The following is a 15,495-nucleotide window of genomic DNA, read 5'->3' on the forward strand; positions in this document are numbered from 1 at the left end:
TATCGTTTTGCTTCCGACCTTGTTGATACGTGCGCCAGTGTCGGCGCGGTATGCCTCCGCGACTGAGGTCCGCGACCGGTTACGAAAAAGGAGCTTTGTGTGCGAAACCTCAGGGGACTTCATCTGTTGATCGCGGAAGACGAGTGGCTGCTGGCCAGCGATCTAGCGGATTTCTTCGCTCACATGGGTGCTATCATCCTCGGACCGGCAGCGACGGTGGAGCAGGCCGGCCGGCATGCGCAGGCGGCGGAGGCCGCTATCCTGGACATCGACCTGCATGGCTGCCACGTTTTTCCGGTTGCGGACGAATTGATGCGGCGCAACGTGCCCTTTGTGTTCTTCAGCGGCTATGACGAGATTGCCATTCCCGAGCATTTGCGTTTTGCGAGCAGCCTGAGCAAATCTTCAAGCCGCGTCGCCGTAATCGATGCATTGTTTGCGCCGGAGCCCTCCGCAGAGCCATTGACCGTCGCACAGCCGGCGTCCACAGCGGAGGACGCGGTCGCGCTGCTCCCCAAGCTTCGGCTCACCGCGCGCCTGCTGCTGGACGATGCCGGCGCTTCCGACCGTCTTGTCGAGCTCACTTTGGAACAGGCGCTCGAGGATATCGACGAGAGGCCCGAGGGGTCTTCGATCGCAGACTGGCTCAACGCCATCATGCGCAAGATGGCGCAGCTGCGAGGCGACCGTTTGCTGCACTGATTGTAGGCAGCTGACCGCCGGCGACCTGCCGTTCTCAATTTTCTATGTCGAGAACTTGCATCCCTGCCTCTTGGTCTTGGTGCCGACGATACAAAGCTCCCCTGCCCAAAAGTTCCGTCAGGTTCCAGAATCGATCCCCGTAGCCGCGCCAGCGGGTCGAGCGGTCGCCGAGTCAGTCCTGTTCATAAATATGTTCGTGGATAATCCCGAGGATCTGCAGCTTACCGTTTCGCGCCAAAGGCTACACGAAGAGTATGAGAAAATTCGACGATCTCCTTCACCCGCCCGCGGCGCGTCGGCGCTCGGATCGCTCAACAACTGCCATGGGCGTGCAGGTTTCGGTCAGCTTCTTGTTCAAGTCGGCAAGAGTCCCATGGCCATTGCTCTTGGCTGATCAGCCGGATTGCCCCACGCGGTTTGCTCGGCGATTGCATGGCAGTTCGAGCGCCAGGAAAGCCTCCTGCCCGAGGAACATTCTGCTCAGCCGGATGTTCGGCCGAACCACTCAGGAGCATCCAATGGACAACGGGAAACTGGCGGTCGTCACCGGCGCCTCGAGCGGCATCGGCAAGGAGCTCGCGAAACTCTGCGCCAAGGACCGCTATGACCTTGTCATCGCCGCCGACGAGCCGGCCATAGAGCAGGCCGCTGATGCGCTCCGGTCGCATGGCGTCTCGGTCGACGCGGTGGAGGCCAATCTTGCAAGCGAGGAAGGCGCAGACAAATTGATCGCCGAGATCGGCGACCGCGACATCGATCTTCTGTTCCTCAATGCGGGGCGCGGCCTGGGCCGGAGCTTTGTCGACCAGGACTGGAGCGAGGCACGCCGCGTCATCGATACCAATATCACCGGCACGGTCTATCTCGCTCATCGGCTCGGCCGCAAAATGGTCCGGCGCGGTCGCGGCAGGATCCTGTTTACCGGCTCGATCGCCGGCTTCATGCCGGGCACTTTCCAGGCGGTCTATAACGGAACCAAGGCATTCATCGATTCCTTCGCCATCGCGCTGCGTCATGAGCTGAAGGATAGCGGCGTGAGCGTGACAGTGCTGATGCCGGGCGCCACGCAGACCCGTTTCTTCGAACGCGCCGACATGATGGATACCGAGATCGGGGTACAAGAAAAGGACAATCCTGTCGATGTGGCCAGGGACGGCTATGACGCCATGCTGGCCGGTGAGGAACAGGTTGTCAGCGGTTGGAAGAACAAGATGCAAGTTGCCGCCGCACACGTCACGCCGGCCGGCACGTTGGCCGAACAGCACCGCAACATGGCCGAACCGGGCACGGCGAAAGATCACTGAGAGCGCGGACGCGATCCGGAACATTCCAGCCCAGCGCCAGTTCGGCCACATCCGCTAGCATCGACACTCATAGAGAACGACCCGATGAAAGCCCTGACCTGGCATGGCAAAGGCGACATTCGTTGTGAACAGGTCGCCGATCCAACGATCGAGGACGACCGCGACATCGTCATCAAGGTGACCTGCTGCGCCATATGCGGCTCGGACCTGCATCTGATGGACGGCTACATGCCCACGATGAAATCGGGCGACGTGCTGGGTCATGAGACCATGGGCGAAGTGGTGGAGGTTGGCCGCAACCATACGAAATTCAAGAAGGGCGATCGAGTGGTTGTTCCCTTTAACATCTCCTGCGGAGAATGCTGGTTCTGCCAGAACGGACTGTTTTCGCTCTGCGACCGGTCGAACCCTAATGCCGAGCAGGCCGCCAAGGTCATGGGCCAGTCGCCCGCGGGCCTGTTTGGCTATTCGCATCTGGTCGGCGGCTATTGGGGCGGACAGGCCGAATATCTGCGAGTGCCGTTTGCGGATGTCGGCCCGATCAAGGTGCCTGACGGCATCGATGACGAGCAGGTGCTGTTCCTCTCCGATATCTTTCCCACCGGCTATATGGCAGCCGAGAACGCCGGTATCCAGGAAGGCGACACCGTCGCCATCTGGGGCTGCGGTCCGGTCGGTCAGTTCGCAATCCAGAGCGCGTGGATGCTCGGCGCCGGGCGCGTCATCGCCATCGACAAAGTGCCGGAGCGGCTCGCCATGGCGCGCGACCACGGCAAGGCAGAGACACTCGATTTCAGCAACTCCGATATCTACGATGCGCTGATGGCCATGACGGACGGGCGCGGCCCGGACAGTTGCATCGACTGTGTCGGCACCGAAGCCGATGCCACCGCCACGCCCGATTCCATGCTCGATAAGGCCAAGACCACCGTTTATCTTGGCACCGACCGGCCGCATGTGCTGCGCGAGGCGATCTATTGCTGCCGCAAGGGCGGCACCATCTCGGTGCCTGGCGTCTATATTGGCCTCGTCGACCACATCCCGTTCGGCGCGGCGATGAACAAGGGGCTGACGTTTCGTATGGGCCAGACCCACACGCAGCGTTATCTCCAGCCGCTCCTTCAGAAGGTGCTGAACGGCGACATCGATCCGACTTTCGTCATCACGCACCGCGCCGGTCTGGACGAAGGACCCGGCCTCTACAAAACGTTCCGCGACAAGCAGGATGGATGCATCAAGGTGGTGATGCGCCCGCACGGCTGATCACGCGGGTCGCCTAGCATATCTCTTGCTGAACCAGAAAGGATTCGAAATGGCTCAAGCGAAAGACCCGTCCAAGTCTGCGGTGAAGACGCCCGGCCCCGAAGGCCTTCCGCATCCGCGTCGCGATGCGCAGGACAGCGATGCGGGCGCGAGACCAACTGTTCCAAAGACTGCTGGCGCCCGGGAGCCGGCGACCTCGCCGCTGGACAGCCGCATTGCCAACCGCAACACTGGCCGCCGGCGCGAGGCCGGACCGACGCCGAGGCCGACGGATAAGCCGTTCGATTGAGCGCAGCCTACTAATGCGGCAGCCTGACCGCCTGCCGCGGCGCCGTTGCGGGCCTCCTCCCCCTCAGCGGCGCCATCATCTCGGCCTGCCGACATATTTGGCTGCGCTCTGAGATCGTTCTCGTCGAAAATGCGGAAGAATTCGTCCCATTCGATCGATTCCAGAGTGTCTTCGGACTCGCCGAAATCATGCGCAGGGCGACGCCCCTGCCGTTCGTGCGAACGACGATCGGCCGGCCGTCTGCTTCACGACGGGGCCGAACTGATCGTGGCGTGCTGTCCGCCATAGCTTTGGCGTTCCATCGCAGCGGGCCTGCCGCTCCCTGATCACCGACTGGCGCGATGCATCGATTCAGAACGGTGCCGTCGTCTGTGCCTGTTACGGACTTCATCACCGCGATTCGGGCTGTGGCGCTTTCGATCCGGCTGATGCCGACGAAAGCCCCGGCGCGATCCTGATCGGCTACGCCCTCCCCGGGGCAGCCAGCGAGGGCGATGCAATTCGATTCCTGCGCGGCCGCGAAGGCTGCAAATATGGCTGGGGAGCGAAGGACCGCTAGACGGCGAAGAAGGTTTGGCAGCTTCGACGACGTGCTGGTTCCCTTATCCGCCGCGCCGGCGGAACATAACGTGCGGGCGGCAGTTCGGACCCGGTGTATCTCAGTGAAATTCAAGGCCTCTGCTGTTTGAGTGAACGCGATGTCTCGCAGGAGAGAGGGCGATCTTTCCGCCCAGGCGATCCACAGCTTGGATCAGGAGATCGCTTCGCTGTTGACCGCTATCGGGCGGGAACATGTTTCTGACCGGCTCACAAAGCTTGCACTTGAACTGGAGAACGCGCTGATCGAAAAACGCAAGAGCGACATCACCGGCGAGCGCGGTTGAAGACGTCACCGGCGAAGATGCAGCATTGCTTGAGATTGGGCTCCAAGGCTCGTCGTTGCCGCTATCGTTGCGCCAGCGCTGAGCGGTGGAACGCTAAAATAGACGAGTTGTCGTAGCCGATTGCGAGTCGTGCCGATTGCGAGTCGTGCCGATGGCGCAGGATAGCAGAACTCCGGAAGTGGACGAATTCGTTCGGCGGCTGGTCGCAAAGACGGGCATCACCGAAGCGCAGGCGCTCGAACTTGTTTCTTTGCTCGGCCTGAATTGGGCCTCGTTGATGAGAGAAGCGAAGGCAATGAAGGCAGCTCAGCGCCGGTAGATTTGGCGGTCTTAGCGTCTTGCGCCTTCAGTGTCCCAATGGTTGCCCGAAAATTTCCCCGAGGAGCCCTAGAACACCGGCACGGGCACGGTTGAGACGGCTTTTGACGGTGCCGACGGCGCAACCGCATATCTCCGCGGTTTCTTCGTAGCTTACGCCTAGCACACCACCAATCAGCATCAAAACCTCACCCTGATGGGACGGCAGCTTCTGGATGGCTTGATGCACTTCCCTGCTTTAGACGGACCTATCCTGGGACGGTTCCGAAATTGGCCGGCTGGAGGCGCAGTCGAGCAGCCCTGGGGCCTCCCGCGCCGCGGCCTTGATACGCGTAAAATACGTGTTGCGCATGATCGTGAAGAGCCAGGACTTCAGGCGCGTGCCGGGCTCGAACTTGTCCACGTTGGTAAGTGCCTTGGTCAAGGTCTCCTGCACGAGATCGTCGGCGTCGTCGGCCCCCCGACAGAACGTTCGCGCAAATGCCCGCAAGGCAGGAATGAGATTGACGATCGAGATCTCACCGGCGCGAGGGTTCGACGGAGTATGCTCTGTGGCTGGCAATTTTCCGGGCCCGGCAATTAGGAGTGGATGAGATGCAGACCGAGGAAAATGCCTGACAAAAGGGAACGTTCCTATTTTCTGTTGCCCGCCGCGAGCGCCGTCGTACCGGTCAAGCGCTTCAGAGCGAACGACCGCGATCCGCAGAGTGGTGGGCCGCAGTCGGAGCGACATTGCAGGGCTTATTCACGCGGCCTCCCCCGTGCGCGCGTGTCCGGCAGAGAGCTGCTGGAAGGACTGGCAGTGCCGTCGAGCCCGGTTCCTCTCGGCGTCAAGCAACTCATGCTCCCCAGTCAAGCCGTTCATAAATAGCTTGAGCAAATGGGAAGCTAAGCGCTCCCCCTGTTCCGAAACGGGTAAAATGCCGCGCTCTTTGCAGACTGTCTGAAGAACGCGAACGAGCATCCCGATTTCGTTCGCCTCCAAAAACCGACCTGGATACAGCATTACGTCCTCGCCCGAAAAGCTCGTTGACCCAGCAATTACGCAAGGTGAGGCACCGCACGCGATTACATATGATGGCCTTTTTCGATTTTTCGGATTTAAGGCCGCCAAGTTTCGCTGTTCCGGCCGAGAGGCCGTTAGAACAGGATCAAATCCATTTCTGTCGTTCGATAAACAATCGAAGGCGAGCCGATGACGCACTCTCGAGCTCACGACTGAAGACTTCATACGAGCAGGCGGGCGACGGTCGCAGCTCTCGCCAAGACCCGAATTCAGTTTCAGGTGGTGCCTAAGCTCGGAAACAGTTTTTTCGTGCCCCGCTAACATGTGTTATTCCGCGGGAACAGGTCGCGGCCTAGCTTGGACATCAGAAAAGGACAGGGGCATGCGGGGACGCACCATGAATTTCGTAAGAAACGGCGTCGGCCCGTTTGAAGCCGCAATGGTCGCGGTCATGACCTTGGCTGCGATCGGAATCATCCTCGTTATTGTCCTGGGGATTTACTGAGGCCAACCTCCGTCCGTCCCTTCATCATCAGATTACGAGTGCCCGTCAGTCACCCGCGGCATCATGAGGCGTCATGGCCAGGTTTTTCTTTGATGTGTCCCACAGCGGCGATGTCTACCACGATGCGCGAGGGGCCAACCTTCCGGGCCTCAAGGAAGCCAAGGAGAGGGCCTTCGAGGTAGCCCGCAGGCTGGTAATTGGTGGAAAGGACCGCGATGTGGTGTGCACAATCCGGGATATCACCGGCAGCGAGCTGATGCAGCTCCGGATTCAGTGCGCAATTCCGGTGAAACTGAAACATCCTTCGCTGACGAGATCAGCACTAGGGGCCGAGCAACGTGGTGCGACTGAATAGTGCGGTATACCTCCATTCTGGAGCAACCAATGACCTTAGTGATGCCAGCCATGCCAAGGCCGTCGGCCTGGAGGACCATAACACGGCTTCTATCCAGCCGCTGTTACCTCCTTTGTACACGCCATCGCGCCTGGGTTGCTCAAATGCCATCGCGTTGCCGCTCTTTGATGAACCGACGCTCCATCGAGCGACATGCCAAGGACAGTAAGCCCGATGTGGCCCAGCTTGCCGCGGGTCGAAACGTGTGGGCGAGTACGATAACGAAAAGCGCCTTTTTGCTCACACCGGCCAAGCCGATCAAGCCTTCTTTGAAGCCACGCCTATGCCAATTATCTCGGCCCGCGACCTGGTGCAGAGGCTTTTGGAAGAAACCGGGATTACCGAGGCACAGGCACGACAGTTGATCTCGCTACTCGGCACGAACTGGTCCTCGCTCGTTCGAGACGCGAAAGCCATCACCCATAAGCCGAGGCCGCCGCAACCAGCTCCTAGAACATTTGCAAGCGCTCGTTCTTGGAGGCAAAGCCGCTCGACAGACGCGATCGGGAACATTAGCGCCCGATCCATGTTCGGGAGGCAACCCAAACCGGTCACCCAAATTGGCACATGTCCCTTCTCCGAACCTTCTGATCCGTAAGCTTCAGAACATCTCCGATCTGACCCAGTCAGACGTAGCTATTCTAGAAGCCATCCCTCTTTCAAAAAGGGACTGTGCGGCGAACGAGGACATTGTGCGCGAGGGAGATCGCCCCACTCATTCGTTCGTCGTCCTGGAGGGGTTGGTGGGAACGACCAAGCTTACTGGCGAGGGCAAACGGCAGATCACGTCATTCTTTGTTCCGGGCGATATTCCCGATCTGCACGGAATGCATCTCTCGGTGCTTGACTGCACCTTCTCGTCGCTGACGCGCACCAGTCTCGGCTTCATGCGGCACGATACCTTACGAGCCATCTGTGACCGACATGCCTCCATAGCAACTATTTTTTGGCGCTCGACGCTGATCGACGCAGCAATATACCGAGAATGGGTTACCAACGTTGGAAGGCGCGACGCCTATACTCGTATGGCTCACATATTGTGCGAATTGATCGTCCGCCTTCACTCGATGGGGGTCATCGAGGATCATGTGGCCAATCTTCCGATTACGCGGGCAGTCCTTGCCGACGCGTTGGGCCTATCAACCGTCCACGTGAACCGAGTGCTTCAGGAACTACGACGCAACGGGCTGATATTTACCGAGGGCACCCGGTTTCATGCCGTTGACTGGGCCGGACTCGTCCGAGCAGGAGATTTTGACGCCACCTACTTGCATCAAAGGACCGCAAAAACATTCTGATGGCGAGCTGGTGCGATGGCGAGATACTTCTTTGACAGCGGTGATCGCGACGTTGTCCTCAAGGATGAGGTAGGCATCGAATGCGATGGGATCGCGAGCGCGCGTCATCAGGCCATAGAAGGTCTGATAGACCTGACGAGAGAATTCCTCGAGGACATCGATGGCCAGGAGTTGTTCATCGAAATCCGCGACGAGCATGGAGAGAAGCTGGTAAGGTTGAGCCTCTCGCTGCATGCGCAACCGAGTGGTCAATGAAGGTTAGCCATTTCCGCGACTGATTGCGGTCACGCCGCCTGTGCAGCTCACGTGCAGGCTGTGTCGACTCGCTGCCCTAGCCCTCTAACGCGAATTCGCGTCAGGGTTGCCTTGCAGCAGGGGCGGCCAGACCGGAAAGTCCTACTTTGGAGGCACCCAAGCTCGCGACATGAACAACGACGGCTTTCAGGATTAGGTCTGGTGCAAAGCTGCTATTGGCCGTTATGCAACCTGTGCGGATTCCGCAACGGCTCGCCTGCGCGCCGTGCCAGGCACCGGCCGAGCTGAAGTCCAACTGCTTAAATGGCCCTCCCCGCGCGTTCAGCTCTCCTTTTCGAGCTCCTGAAAGGCATCTCGAATGGCTGCGACCAGCGTCGCTATAGAATAGGGTTTCTGCACCCAGCCCAGCGGTCTGGCCGTCTCGGCTCGAAGCCTCAAGTCGCGATCACCGTGCGCCGTCGTAAAGATGCATCGTATCCCATGATCGCGGTACAACTCCACGGCCGCGTCGATGCCGTCCCGCTCACCCAACAAGCGGATATCCATGAGGGCAAGCACCGGCTTGGTCGAGAGCGCCATACTGATCGCCTCATCGGCGCTGGTCGCGAGGCCCGCTAGCGAGAAGCCTTCGGCCAGCAGTCCGGCTTCTATATCCAGCGCGATCAGGTAGTCGTCTTCGACGACCAAGATCAACTGGTTCCGGGTGATTTCGCCCTGTTCTCCGCTCACCTCATCTCGGGAAAAGACGACCTGCGGCTTGAAGGACCCATTGATGTCCCCCGCACGGCTCAACTCAGGTATCGCTGCTCTTGGTCGCAAGGCCAATCTCCTGGGGCATGTGGCAAAAGGTCACGATACATCTGGACGGGTGCCGGCCGACTTCGAAAGTCCCGCCGATCTGTCGCACCAAGCCTTCAACGAGTCGCAGGCCTGACGAAGACGAGCGCACAGAATTCAGTTCGAAGCCGGGGCCCTCATCCTCGACCGCCAGGCTAATAGCTCGGCCATTTTTTCTGATGGAAACGCGAATGGTTCCATGCCCATTTCCAGGCAAGCCATACTTCACGGCGTTGATCAAAAGCTCGTTGATAGTGAGCGCCAGCGGCATTGCGATATCGTTTGGCAGTTGGATCGGATCTGCCTCGCAGATCAACTGCACAGCCGGGGGGAACATCTGTCTAGCGGTCTCGCAAACAGCTTCCAAGAAAGGTCCGGCACCGAAGTTGACGGCGTCGGGCGTGTCATAGAGGACCCGCTGAGCGGCAGCCATGGCGGCCACCCGCTTGCTGGCCTCATCCAGAACGGTCCGCGCCTCCGAACTCTTGCTGGTCCTCGCGGCAACCGAAAGCAGGGACTTCAGCATCATCATGTTGTTCTTCACGCGATGATTGAGCTCGTCGAGCAATATCCGTTGCTGGGTTTCGGCCTGCTTACGCTCGCTCACATCGACCAGCATGTTTATGGCGCCGGTGATGTTTCCAGCGGCATCGCGCATCGGGGTCGGATAGGGAATGAATGGAACCCGGGTTCCATCCGGCCGCTCGGCCACCGCTTCATATCCTCGGATGGGCCGGCCCTCGCGCAGTGAGATGGCCATGGGACACTGATCGTGGGGAAGCGGGGTTCCATCCGGCCAGTAGAGCTTCCATGTCACGCACCACTCGTCGGTGCCAATGACGGGCGTGCGGCCGGCGAGTTGCACCGCAGCTTCATTGAAATAGGTGATCTTGCCGTCGCGGTCAGTAGTGTAGATGGCGGCAGGAATGGCAGCGAGCAGGTCTTGAAGGTGGCGCTCGCTGTCTCGTATCTTCGCTTCCGCTATCCTTTTGTCAGTTATGTCTCGGGCGATTTTGGAAGCTCCCACGATACGGCCGGACGCATCCCGCACCGGCGATATTGTGAGAGAGATATCTATCAGCGTTCCGTCTTTGCGGCGGCGAACCGTCTCGAAATGATCTATGAGTTCGCCGTTGCGGATGCGACCCAATATCAGCGGCTCCTCATCCAGCCGATCCTCGGGAATGATGGTGGTGATGGGCTTGCCTACCATCTCCGCGGCCGTATAGCCGAAGAGGCGCTCGGCGCCGCGGTTCCATGTCGAGACGACGCCTCTGAGATCCTTGCTTACGATGGCGTCATGGGACGACTCCACGATTGCCGCCAGTCGCTGGGCCGCATTCTGTGTCTTAACACGCTCAATGCCGAACCCGAGCTGGCGTGCGATTGTCCGGGCGACTTCGATCTCTTCTGCCGAGCATTCATGCGGCTCGTCGAAATAGGCCATGAACTTGCCCAGCAGACGCCCGCCTTCGATTATCGGAATGAAACAGACCGCGCCGATGCCTTCTGTTCGGATTGCGTGTCTTAAGTTGCTGGGGAGCTCGGCCTGTTCCACATCGCGCAAACAAATTGGCTGCGGATCGTGGTCTGCTGCGGACCAGGGCGAATGGCCTTCCACGGCGCTTCGATACGCGTCCGACAAGCCCCGCCAGGCGACAAACTTCATGATCCCGCCTTCCAAAAGCAGAATAGAAGCGCGCTGACATCTTAGCCCGCGCTGGATCGCATCGAGCGCAGCTTCGTAGACGTCTTCGCGGGTATGGGCGTGCTGCAGCATTTCCGTCAATTGATGCAGTGCAGCCTGCTCCTCGGCCCTTTGCGCGAGTGTCGCCTCAATCTCTTTCCGCTCGGTGATATCGTGCTGCACCCGTACTGCGTAGTGAAACCGCCCGGTGCCGTCGTAAACGCTGGAAGAGGTTACGACAGCCCAGAAAAGCGACCCGTCCTTGCGGACGAACCGCTTCTCGATCGTGTAGCTTTTGATCTCGCCGGCGACCTGTTGGCGATATTTCGTGCGATCCGCCTCGACGTCGGAAGGAAAGGTTCGATCGAAAATAGATCGGCCAACAAGGTCCTCCTGCGTACAGCCCAAAAGACGGCACAAATGTCCGTTCACCCGCAGCAGCCGGCCTTCGGCGTCAGCTTCCACGATTCCCACGCCAGCGCTGTGATAGGTCAGGGCAAGTCTGTGCTCCTGTTCGCGCAACAACTCTTCCGCTTCGACCTTTTCCGTCACGTCGATGGTGATGCAGCGGGTGTTGAGGAACCGCCCCCCAACTGAACGCGCGTTCGATGATATCTCCACCCAACGCATAGAGCCGTCTTTGGCGCGCAACCTCGCGCGATAGTGTTGAAGCTGCTCATGCCGAGAAAGGCGGTTCAAAATGTCGTCGATTGCGGCGGCATCCGCGTGAAATTCCCGGATGTTGCGGCCGATGTATTCCTCCGCGGCATAGCCGAGCAAGTCCAGTTCGGCTCGATTGGCGCGCAAAATGGTGCCGTCATTGGCCACCAGGTGGAGAGCCACGGCTGCATTCTCGAAGAAATCTTCCAGCTCGCTGCCGGAGTGGAGGGTCGCGATGTTTACTTCGCGGCCCTCGCCACCCGACAGGGTTCGCGGGCCAGAAATGCTGGAGGGCAAAGCTCGTTGTTCCATGAGAGGCTAAAGTCCCCTAAACTCGGTTTAACACCCGATTTCGCAAGAGGTTCCAACGAGCTGCACTATTCACACGACCAGTAACGGCAAGTGCTGATGCTGGAACGCGTTCGCCGGCGCTAGGCCAGCAAATCCGGCGACTAAACGATGCGCTATTTCGAGCCGTTCGCCGCAGCTTGCACGGCACCACGCTTACCCAGACCTATGCAGAAAAGCAGCCAGTCAAGGACCAGCGTACGAGTTGATGTCGCTGTCGTACCAGGTCGCCTGGGCCTGCGTATCGACGTAGAAGCCGCTGTTGCCGAACCAGGTCAGCGTGCCGCCGACGCCGTAGCCGGTGGCCGAGATCGAGCCGGTGCCGAAGGTCGACGAGACGTCCGACGAGACGGTGCCGTAGTGGACCGCTGGCAGACACCCGAAACCAAGCACACTGAGACTGGCGGGATTGCCCGAACGCCGACCAATGCGGATCGCGGGGTCCGAGTTCGCATCGTCTGCTTCTGGCGCACGGCGGCCTCCAGTATTGTCACCTGCGATGTCCGCTTCCGGCCAAAGGCAAAGTTTGCCCCAATGGCCGACATGAGTCGCAAAGCCGCCGTTCATTGTCGGGAGATGCGTGCTGACGCGCGCTATTCTAACAGCGCACACGCCATCAGCCGGGCCTTAGAAGTCGTCCAAAAAGCGTATCTAGTATCCTGCTTTGTCCAGAACAACCGCAATTCGGGCTGAGGCCTGCCCAGAAGTTCGAAAAGCTTCCAAGAACCCCAGGGAAATCGGACGCCCATCGGACTTTAAGGCCGATGGGTATCGCAGCGAACGTACGCGATGGAGCGGCCAACATCGGCGGCAAGAGAGCATCCGATTAGGACTGTCGACGGCTCCGTCGTGAGAACGAAAAAAGAAAAGAAGCAGAACTTTCGTGTGTGATTTTTGCACACGGCTTCTTGCAACTATTTGATATTGCATATCCATCCGTCCAGTCCATCATGGGCGCAACGGCTACTCTATGCTCTTGGTTTTAAGCATTTTTTTTACATCAACTCGTTTAAATCTGCCGAGTGCACACGAATTTACGCTAGAATACCACCCTTTTCGGCCGTTGACCGGGAACTCAGCAACGGAACCCCTTCACCAATCTGGTTGGATCGGTCGTCGAGAAGCGCCTCGATCGGCCACTTTCGCTCTTCTCCCCGACGTGGACGCAGCCCGACGCGAACACGCCGCGTGACGTGCTGGCCAACGAACTCCAATCGGCGCGCCTTGCCGTTCGCGCCGACGCGGCGGCCGCCGGTTGGGATGGGCGGTCCTGCTGCTACGCGAACGTTGCCTCCAACGGGCAGGCAACCAGTGATCGCCGCTTGACGGTAGCGCCGCGAGGGTTCGGTCACAAGCCCGAAACTGTCTCAGGACGTCGCCTGGCAGAGCGAGCAAGAAATATCAACGAGTTTGCCGCAGAATCCCGAATGAGACAGGTTGACTGTTCAGATAAGTCGCCGAGCTTGTGAAAACCCCGGAGGACGGACGCATCGAGCTTCGTACCGTAACCGGCCCCGGAATGGCCTCGCCCTTCGTCAGAAGATCGAGACCAGTCATGCTGAAGCCATACTGCGCTTATAAAACGCCTGCCACCGGCAATATTTCGGGAAATAAACGTTTGAATCTCGTTCTCAGGCGTCCATTCGCCCAGGCTTCAATTCACGGGGATGGACAAGCGGGGCTTACTTATCGTGGGGATATTGACGGGCTGCGTGCCTTCGCAATCGTTCCGGTGATGCTGTACCATACCGGCATTCCGGGTTTCGGCGGCGGCTTCGTTGGCGTCGACGTGTTTTTCGTCATCTCTGGCTTTCTCATGGCATCGCTGATTTCGGGGGAAATCACTCGGGGCGGTTTCAGCTTGCTGCGTTTTTACGAGCGTCGCATCCGGCGGATCTTTCCGGCGCTCTTTGCGGTTCTGGCGGCCTCGTCCATTGCCGCATGGTTCCTGCTGATGCCCGCCGAGCTGGAATATTTCGCCCGCAGCCTGAAGGCCGCAGCGTTGTTCACATCGAATATCCAGTTCGAGAAAGAAAGCGGCTATTTCGACATTGGTGCGCAGATGAAGCCGCTGGTGCACACATGGTCGCTTGCGGTCGAGGAGCAGTTCTACATTCTGTTTCCGCTGCTGCTGGTCGCGGTCAACCGGTTCGCGCAGCGACATACGGTGTCCATCCTGATCGGGTTGCTGATCGTCTCGTTTGTGGCGAGCGCATGGACGGTCTTCCATTCGCCGATCGCGGCGTTCTATCTGCTGCAGTTTCGCGCCTGGGAACTGCTGGTTGGCTCGCTGATTGCCTTCGACGCGATACCGAGGCCGAAGCGGTCGATCATGCGGGGAGGCTTGGCAGCCGGCGGCATGTTGCTGATCGCCTTGGCCGTGTTCGGATTTGATGATCGCACTCTCTTTCCCGGCCCGACGGCACTGCTGCCCTGCGTTGGCGCCGCGCTGGTGATCTATGCACACGACGAGCAGGGGCCGGTCGGCCAAATCCTGCGATCGAAGCCAGTTGTATTCATAGGCTTGATCTCCTACTCGCTTTATCTGTGGCATTGGCCCGTCATCGTGTTCAGCCGGGAGATGGCCGGGCGTGAACTGTCCTTGCTTCACGGCAGCCTGATCGCCCTGACGTCGCTCGCCATCGCCGCTTTTTCGTGGTGGTTTATCGAACAGCCCTTCCGCGGTCGCAATGGCTGGATCGGCCGGCGTTCGCTGTTTGCTGGAGCGGTCCTTGTGATTGCGGTAGCCATCAGCTTTGGAAGTCAGATGATCCACGACAAGGGCGACCCATCCCGTCTTCCGGTTGATGCTCGGAATGTCTACGCCGCGACCTACGATGAAAGCCGGTTCAGCGTTCCGCCCTGTTTCGCCGATTCCGACACAACGGGACCGACGCCGGCCGATATACGCATGGGCAAGCTGTGCCCGCTCGGCATCGAAGGTTCGGACAATCCCGCTTTCCTCGTGTGGGGAGACTCCCACTCCGGCGCAATGGCTCCGGCTTTTGATGCAGCCGCCACGCAAATAGGCGTTACTGGTCTCTTTGCCGGACATTCTTCATGTCCGCCTTTGCCAGGTGTTCAGCTCACACCGCGCGGCGAGACCAAACGGTGCGGCGACTTCAACGGAGCAGTGCGCGATCTGATCGCATCCAGGCACATCCCGCTCGTCTTCCTAGTCGCCTACTGGCCCAAATACGTGCACGATGCCGAATTGCCGAACGAGGGTGTTTATTTCGACCCGTCGGTGCCGCCACCGCTTGAAGACAGATCCGCCTCGGTCGTCGAAACGCTCGACCGCCTGATGGGAGAGTTGACGCAACAAGGCAACAAGGTTGTCTTGGTCATGGATGTCCCTGAGATGGGACATTATATGCCGGAGGCGGTCGCCAAGGCGATGATAGCAGGACGTTCCACCGATGTGGCCGCTCCTTGGGATTATGTCGAGAAACGGCAGGCGCTTTCGCGTGCGATCTTGGCGCGCCTGGCTGAAAAATACGGTGCTGCCATTGTCGATCCACTTCAAACGATCTGCAGCAATGGACATTGCGACGCCGTTCGAAACGGCTTGCCGATCTATAAGGATGCCGATCACATTACCGCAACCATGGCGAGGAGCCTGAGCTCTCTGTATGTGCCCTTGCTGTCAACGGCTCGTCAGGCGCCGGCCCAACCCCTGAAGATCCAGGTGCGTTTGGTACCGCCGAGCGCCGCGGCTGGCAGGTTAGATGCGCAGTGAGAGACG

General features: G+C 59.4%; 14 protein-coding genes and 1 pseudogene. 11 read left to right on the top strand and 4 right to left on the bottom strand.

The window, feature by feature from the left end; genetic code table 11:
• Positions 1-126: 126 nt before the first annotated feature.
• The 6 genes from LB528_RS09660 to LB528_RS09685 all read left to right on the top strand — a co-directional run bounded on the left by LB528_RS09660 (position 127) and on the right by LB528_RS09685 (position 4,761).
• A complete protein-coding gene (locus tag LB528_RS09660) occupies positions 127-702 on the top strand; it encodes a response regulator (protein WP_224714693.1) in 576 nt (191 codons plus the stop codon).
• 518 nt (positions 703-1,220) lie between these two features.
• A complete protein-coding gene (locus LB528_RS09665) occupies positions 1,221-2,006 on the top strand; it encodes an SDR family NAD(P)-dependent oxidoreductase (protein WP_224714695.1) in 786 nt (261 codons plus the stop codon).
• 84 nt (positions 2,007-2,090) lie between these two features.
• Positions 2,091-3,269 carry a zinc-dependent alcohol dehydrogenase gene (locus LB528_RS09670; RefSeq protein WP_224510277.1) on the top strand — a complete coding sequence of 393 codons (1,179 nt, stop codon included), beginning with the start codon at positions 2,091-2,093 and terminating at the stop codon, positions 3,267-3,269.
• 49 nt (positions 3,270-3,318) lie between these two features.
• Positions 3,319-3,558, top strand: a complete 240-nt coding sequence (locus LB528_RS09675; protein ID WP_224714696.1) for a hypothetical protein — start codon at positions 3,319-3,321, stop codon at positions 3,556-3,558.
• 746 nt (positions 3,559-4,304) lie between these two features.
• Positions 4,305-4,442 (top strand): hypothetical protein, encoded by a 138-nt coding sequence (locus tag LB528_RS09680; protein WP_224510288.1) that lies wholly within the window; start codon positions 4,305-4,307, stop codon positions 4,440-4,442.
• A 151-nt stretch (positions 4,443-4,593) separates the two neighbouring features.
• Complete coding sequence (locus LB528_RS09685) at positions 4,594-4,761, top strand: hypothetical protein (RefSeq protein ID WP_224714698.1); 168 nt, start codon at positions 4,594-4,596, stop codon at positions 4,759-4,761.
• 27 nt (positions 4,762-4,788) lie between these two features.
• On the opposite strand, the pseudogene LB528_RS09690 reads toward LB528_RS09685, so the two are convergent.
• A pseudogene (locus tag LB528_RS09690) lies at positions 4,789-5,322 on the bottom strand (sigma-70 family RNA polymerase sigma factor).
• Positions 5,323-6,148: 826 nt separating this feature from the next.
• On the opposite strand from LB528_RS09690, the gene LB528_RS30165 reads away from it, so the two are divergent.
• From LB528_RS30165 to LB528_RS09705, 4 genes are all read left to right on the top strand, one after another.
• On the top strand, positions 6,149-6,271 hold the full coding sequence (locus LB528_RS30165) for a hypothetical protein (protein WP_263483885.1): 123 nt from the start codon (positions 6,149-6,151) through the stop codon (positions 6,269-6,271).
• 73 nt (positions 6,272-6,344) lie between these two features.
• A complete protein-coding gene (locus LB528_RS09695; protein ID WP_224714700.1) occupies positions 6,345-6,626 on the top strand; it encodes a DUF6894 family protein in 282 nt (93 codons plus the stop codon).
• A 599-nt stretch (positions 6,627-7,225) separates the two neighbouring features.
• Positions 7,226-7,963 (top strand): Crp/Fnr family transcriptional regulator, encoded by a 738-nt coding sequence (locus LB528_RS09700; protein ID WP_224714701.1) that lies wholly within the window; start codon positions 7,226-7,228, stop codon positions 7,961-7,963.
• Between the two features lie 15 nt (positions 7,964-7,978).
• The gene (locus LB528_RS09705; protein ID WP_224510294.1) at positions 7,979-8,218 is read left to right on the top strand and encodes a DUF6894 family protein; all 240 of its coding nucleotides are present in this window, start codon (positions 7,979-7,981) and stop codon (positions 8,216-8,218) included.
• Positions 8,219-8,539: 321 nt separating this feature from the next.
• Here the strand turns inward: LB528_RS09705 and LB528_RS09710 are convergent, their stop codons facing one another.
• From LB528_RS09710 to LB528_RS09720, 3 genes are all read right to left on the bottom strand, one after another.
• Complete coding sequence (locus LB528_RS09710; RefSeq protein ID WP_224714703.1) at positions 8,540-9,010, bottom strand: response regulator; 471 nt, start codon at positions 9,008-9,010, stop codon at positions 8,540-8,542.
• A gap of 1 nt (position 9,011) precedes the next feature.
• Positions 9,012-11,714, bottom strand: a complete 2,703-nt coding sequence (locus LB528_RS09715) for a PAS domain S-box protein (protein ID WP_224714705.1) — start codon at positions 11,712-11,714, stop codon at positions 9,012-9,014.
• A gap of 222 nt (positions 11,715-11,936) precedes the next feature.
• Positions 11,937-12,143 (bottom strand): autotransporter outer membrane beta-barrel domain-containing protein, encoded by a 207-nt coding sequence (locus tag LB528_RS09720; RefSeq protein ID WP_411962127.1) that lies wholly within the window; start codon positions 12,141-12,143, stop codon positions 11,937-11,939.
• Between the two features lie 1,162 nt (positions 12,144-13,305).
• On the opposite strand from LB528_RS09720, the gene LB528_RS09725 reads away from it, so the two are divergent.
• Complete coding sequence (locus tag LB528_RS09725; RefSeq protein WP_224510300.1) at positions 13,306-15,489, top strand: acyltransferase family protein; 2,184 nt, start codon at positions 13,306-13,308, stop codon at positions 15,487-15,489.
• Positions 15,490-15,495 lie beyond the last annotated feature (6 nt).

Source organism: Mesorhizobium sp. CA4 (assembly GCF_020165075.1).
Taxonomy (GTDB): domain Bacteria; phylum Pseudomonadota; class Alphaproteobacteria; order Rhizobiales; family Rhizobiaceae; genus Mesorhizobium.

Coding starts and splice junctions, on each gene's coding strand:
- LB528_RS09665 (WP_224714695.1), top strand. CDS start 1,221: ATGGACAACGGGAAACTGGCGGTCGTCACCGGCGCCTCGAGCGGCATC.
- LB528_RS09670 (WP_224510277.1), top strand. CDS start 2,091: ATGAAAGCCCTGACCTGGCATGGCAAAGGCGACATTCGTTGTGAACAG.
- LB528_RS09675 (WP_224714696.1), top strand. CDS start 3,319: ATGGCTCAAGCGAAAGACCCGTCCAAGTCTGCGGTGAAGACGCCCGGC.
- LB528_RS09685 (WP_224714698.1), top strand. CDS start 4,594: ATGGCGCAGGATAGCAGAACTCCGGAAGTGGACGAATTCGTTCGGCGG.
- LB528_RS30165 (WP_263483885.1), top strand. CDS start 6,149: ATGCGGGGACGCACCATGAATTTCGTAAGAAACGGCGTCGGCCCGTTT.
- LB528_RS09695 (WP_224714700.1), top strand. CDS start 6,345: ATGGCCAGGTTTTTCTTTGATGTGTCCCACAGCGGCGATGTCTACCAC.
- LB528_RS09705 (WP_224510294.1), top strand. CDS start 7,979: ATGGCGAGATACTTCTTTGACAGCGGTGATCGCGACGTTGTCCTCAAG.
- LB528_RS09715 (WP_224714705.1), bottom strand. CDS start 11,714: ATGGAACAACGAGCTTTGCCCTCCAGCATTTCTGGCCCGCGAACCCTG.
- LB528_RS09725 (WP_224510300.1), top strand. CDS start 13,306: ATGCTGAAGCCATACTGCGCTTATAAAACGCCTGCCACCGGCAATATT.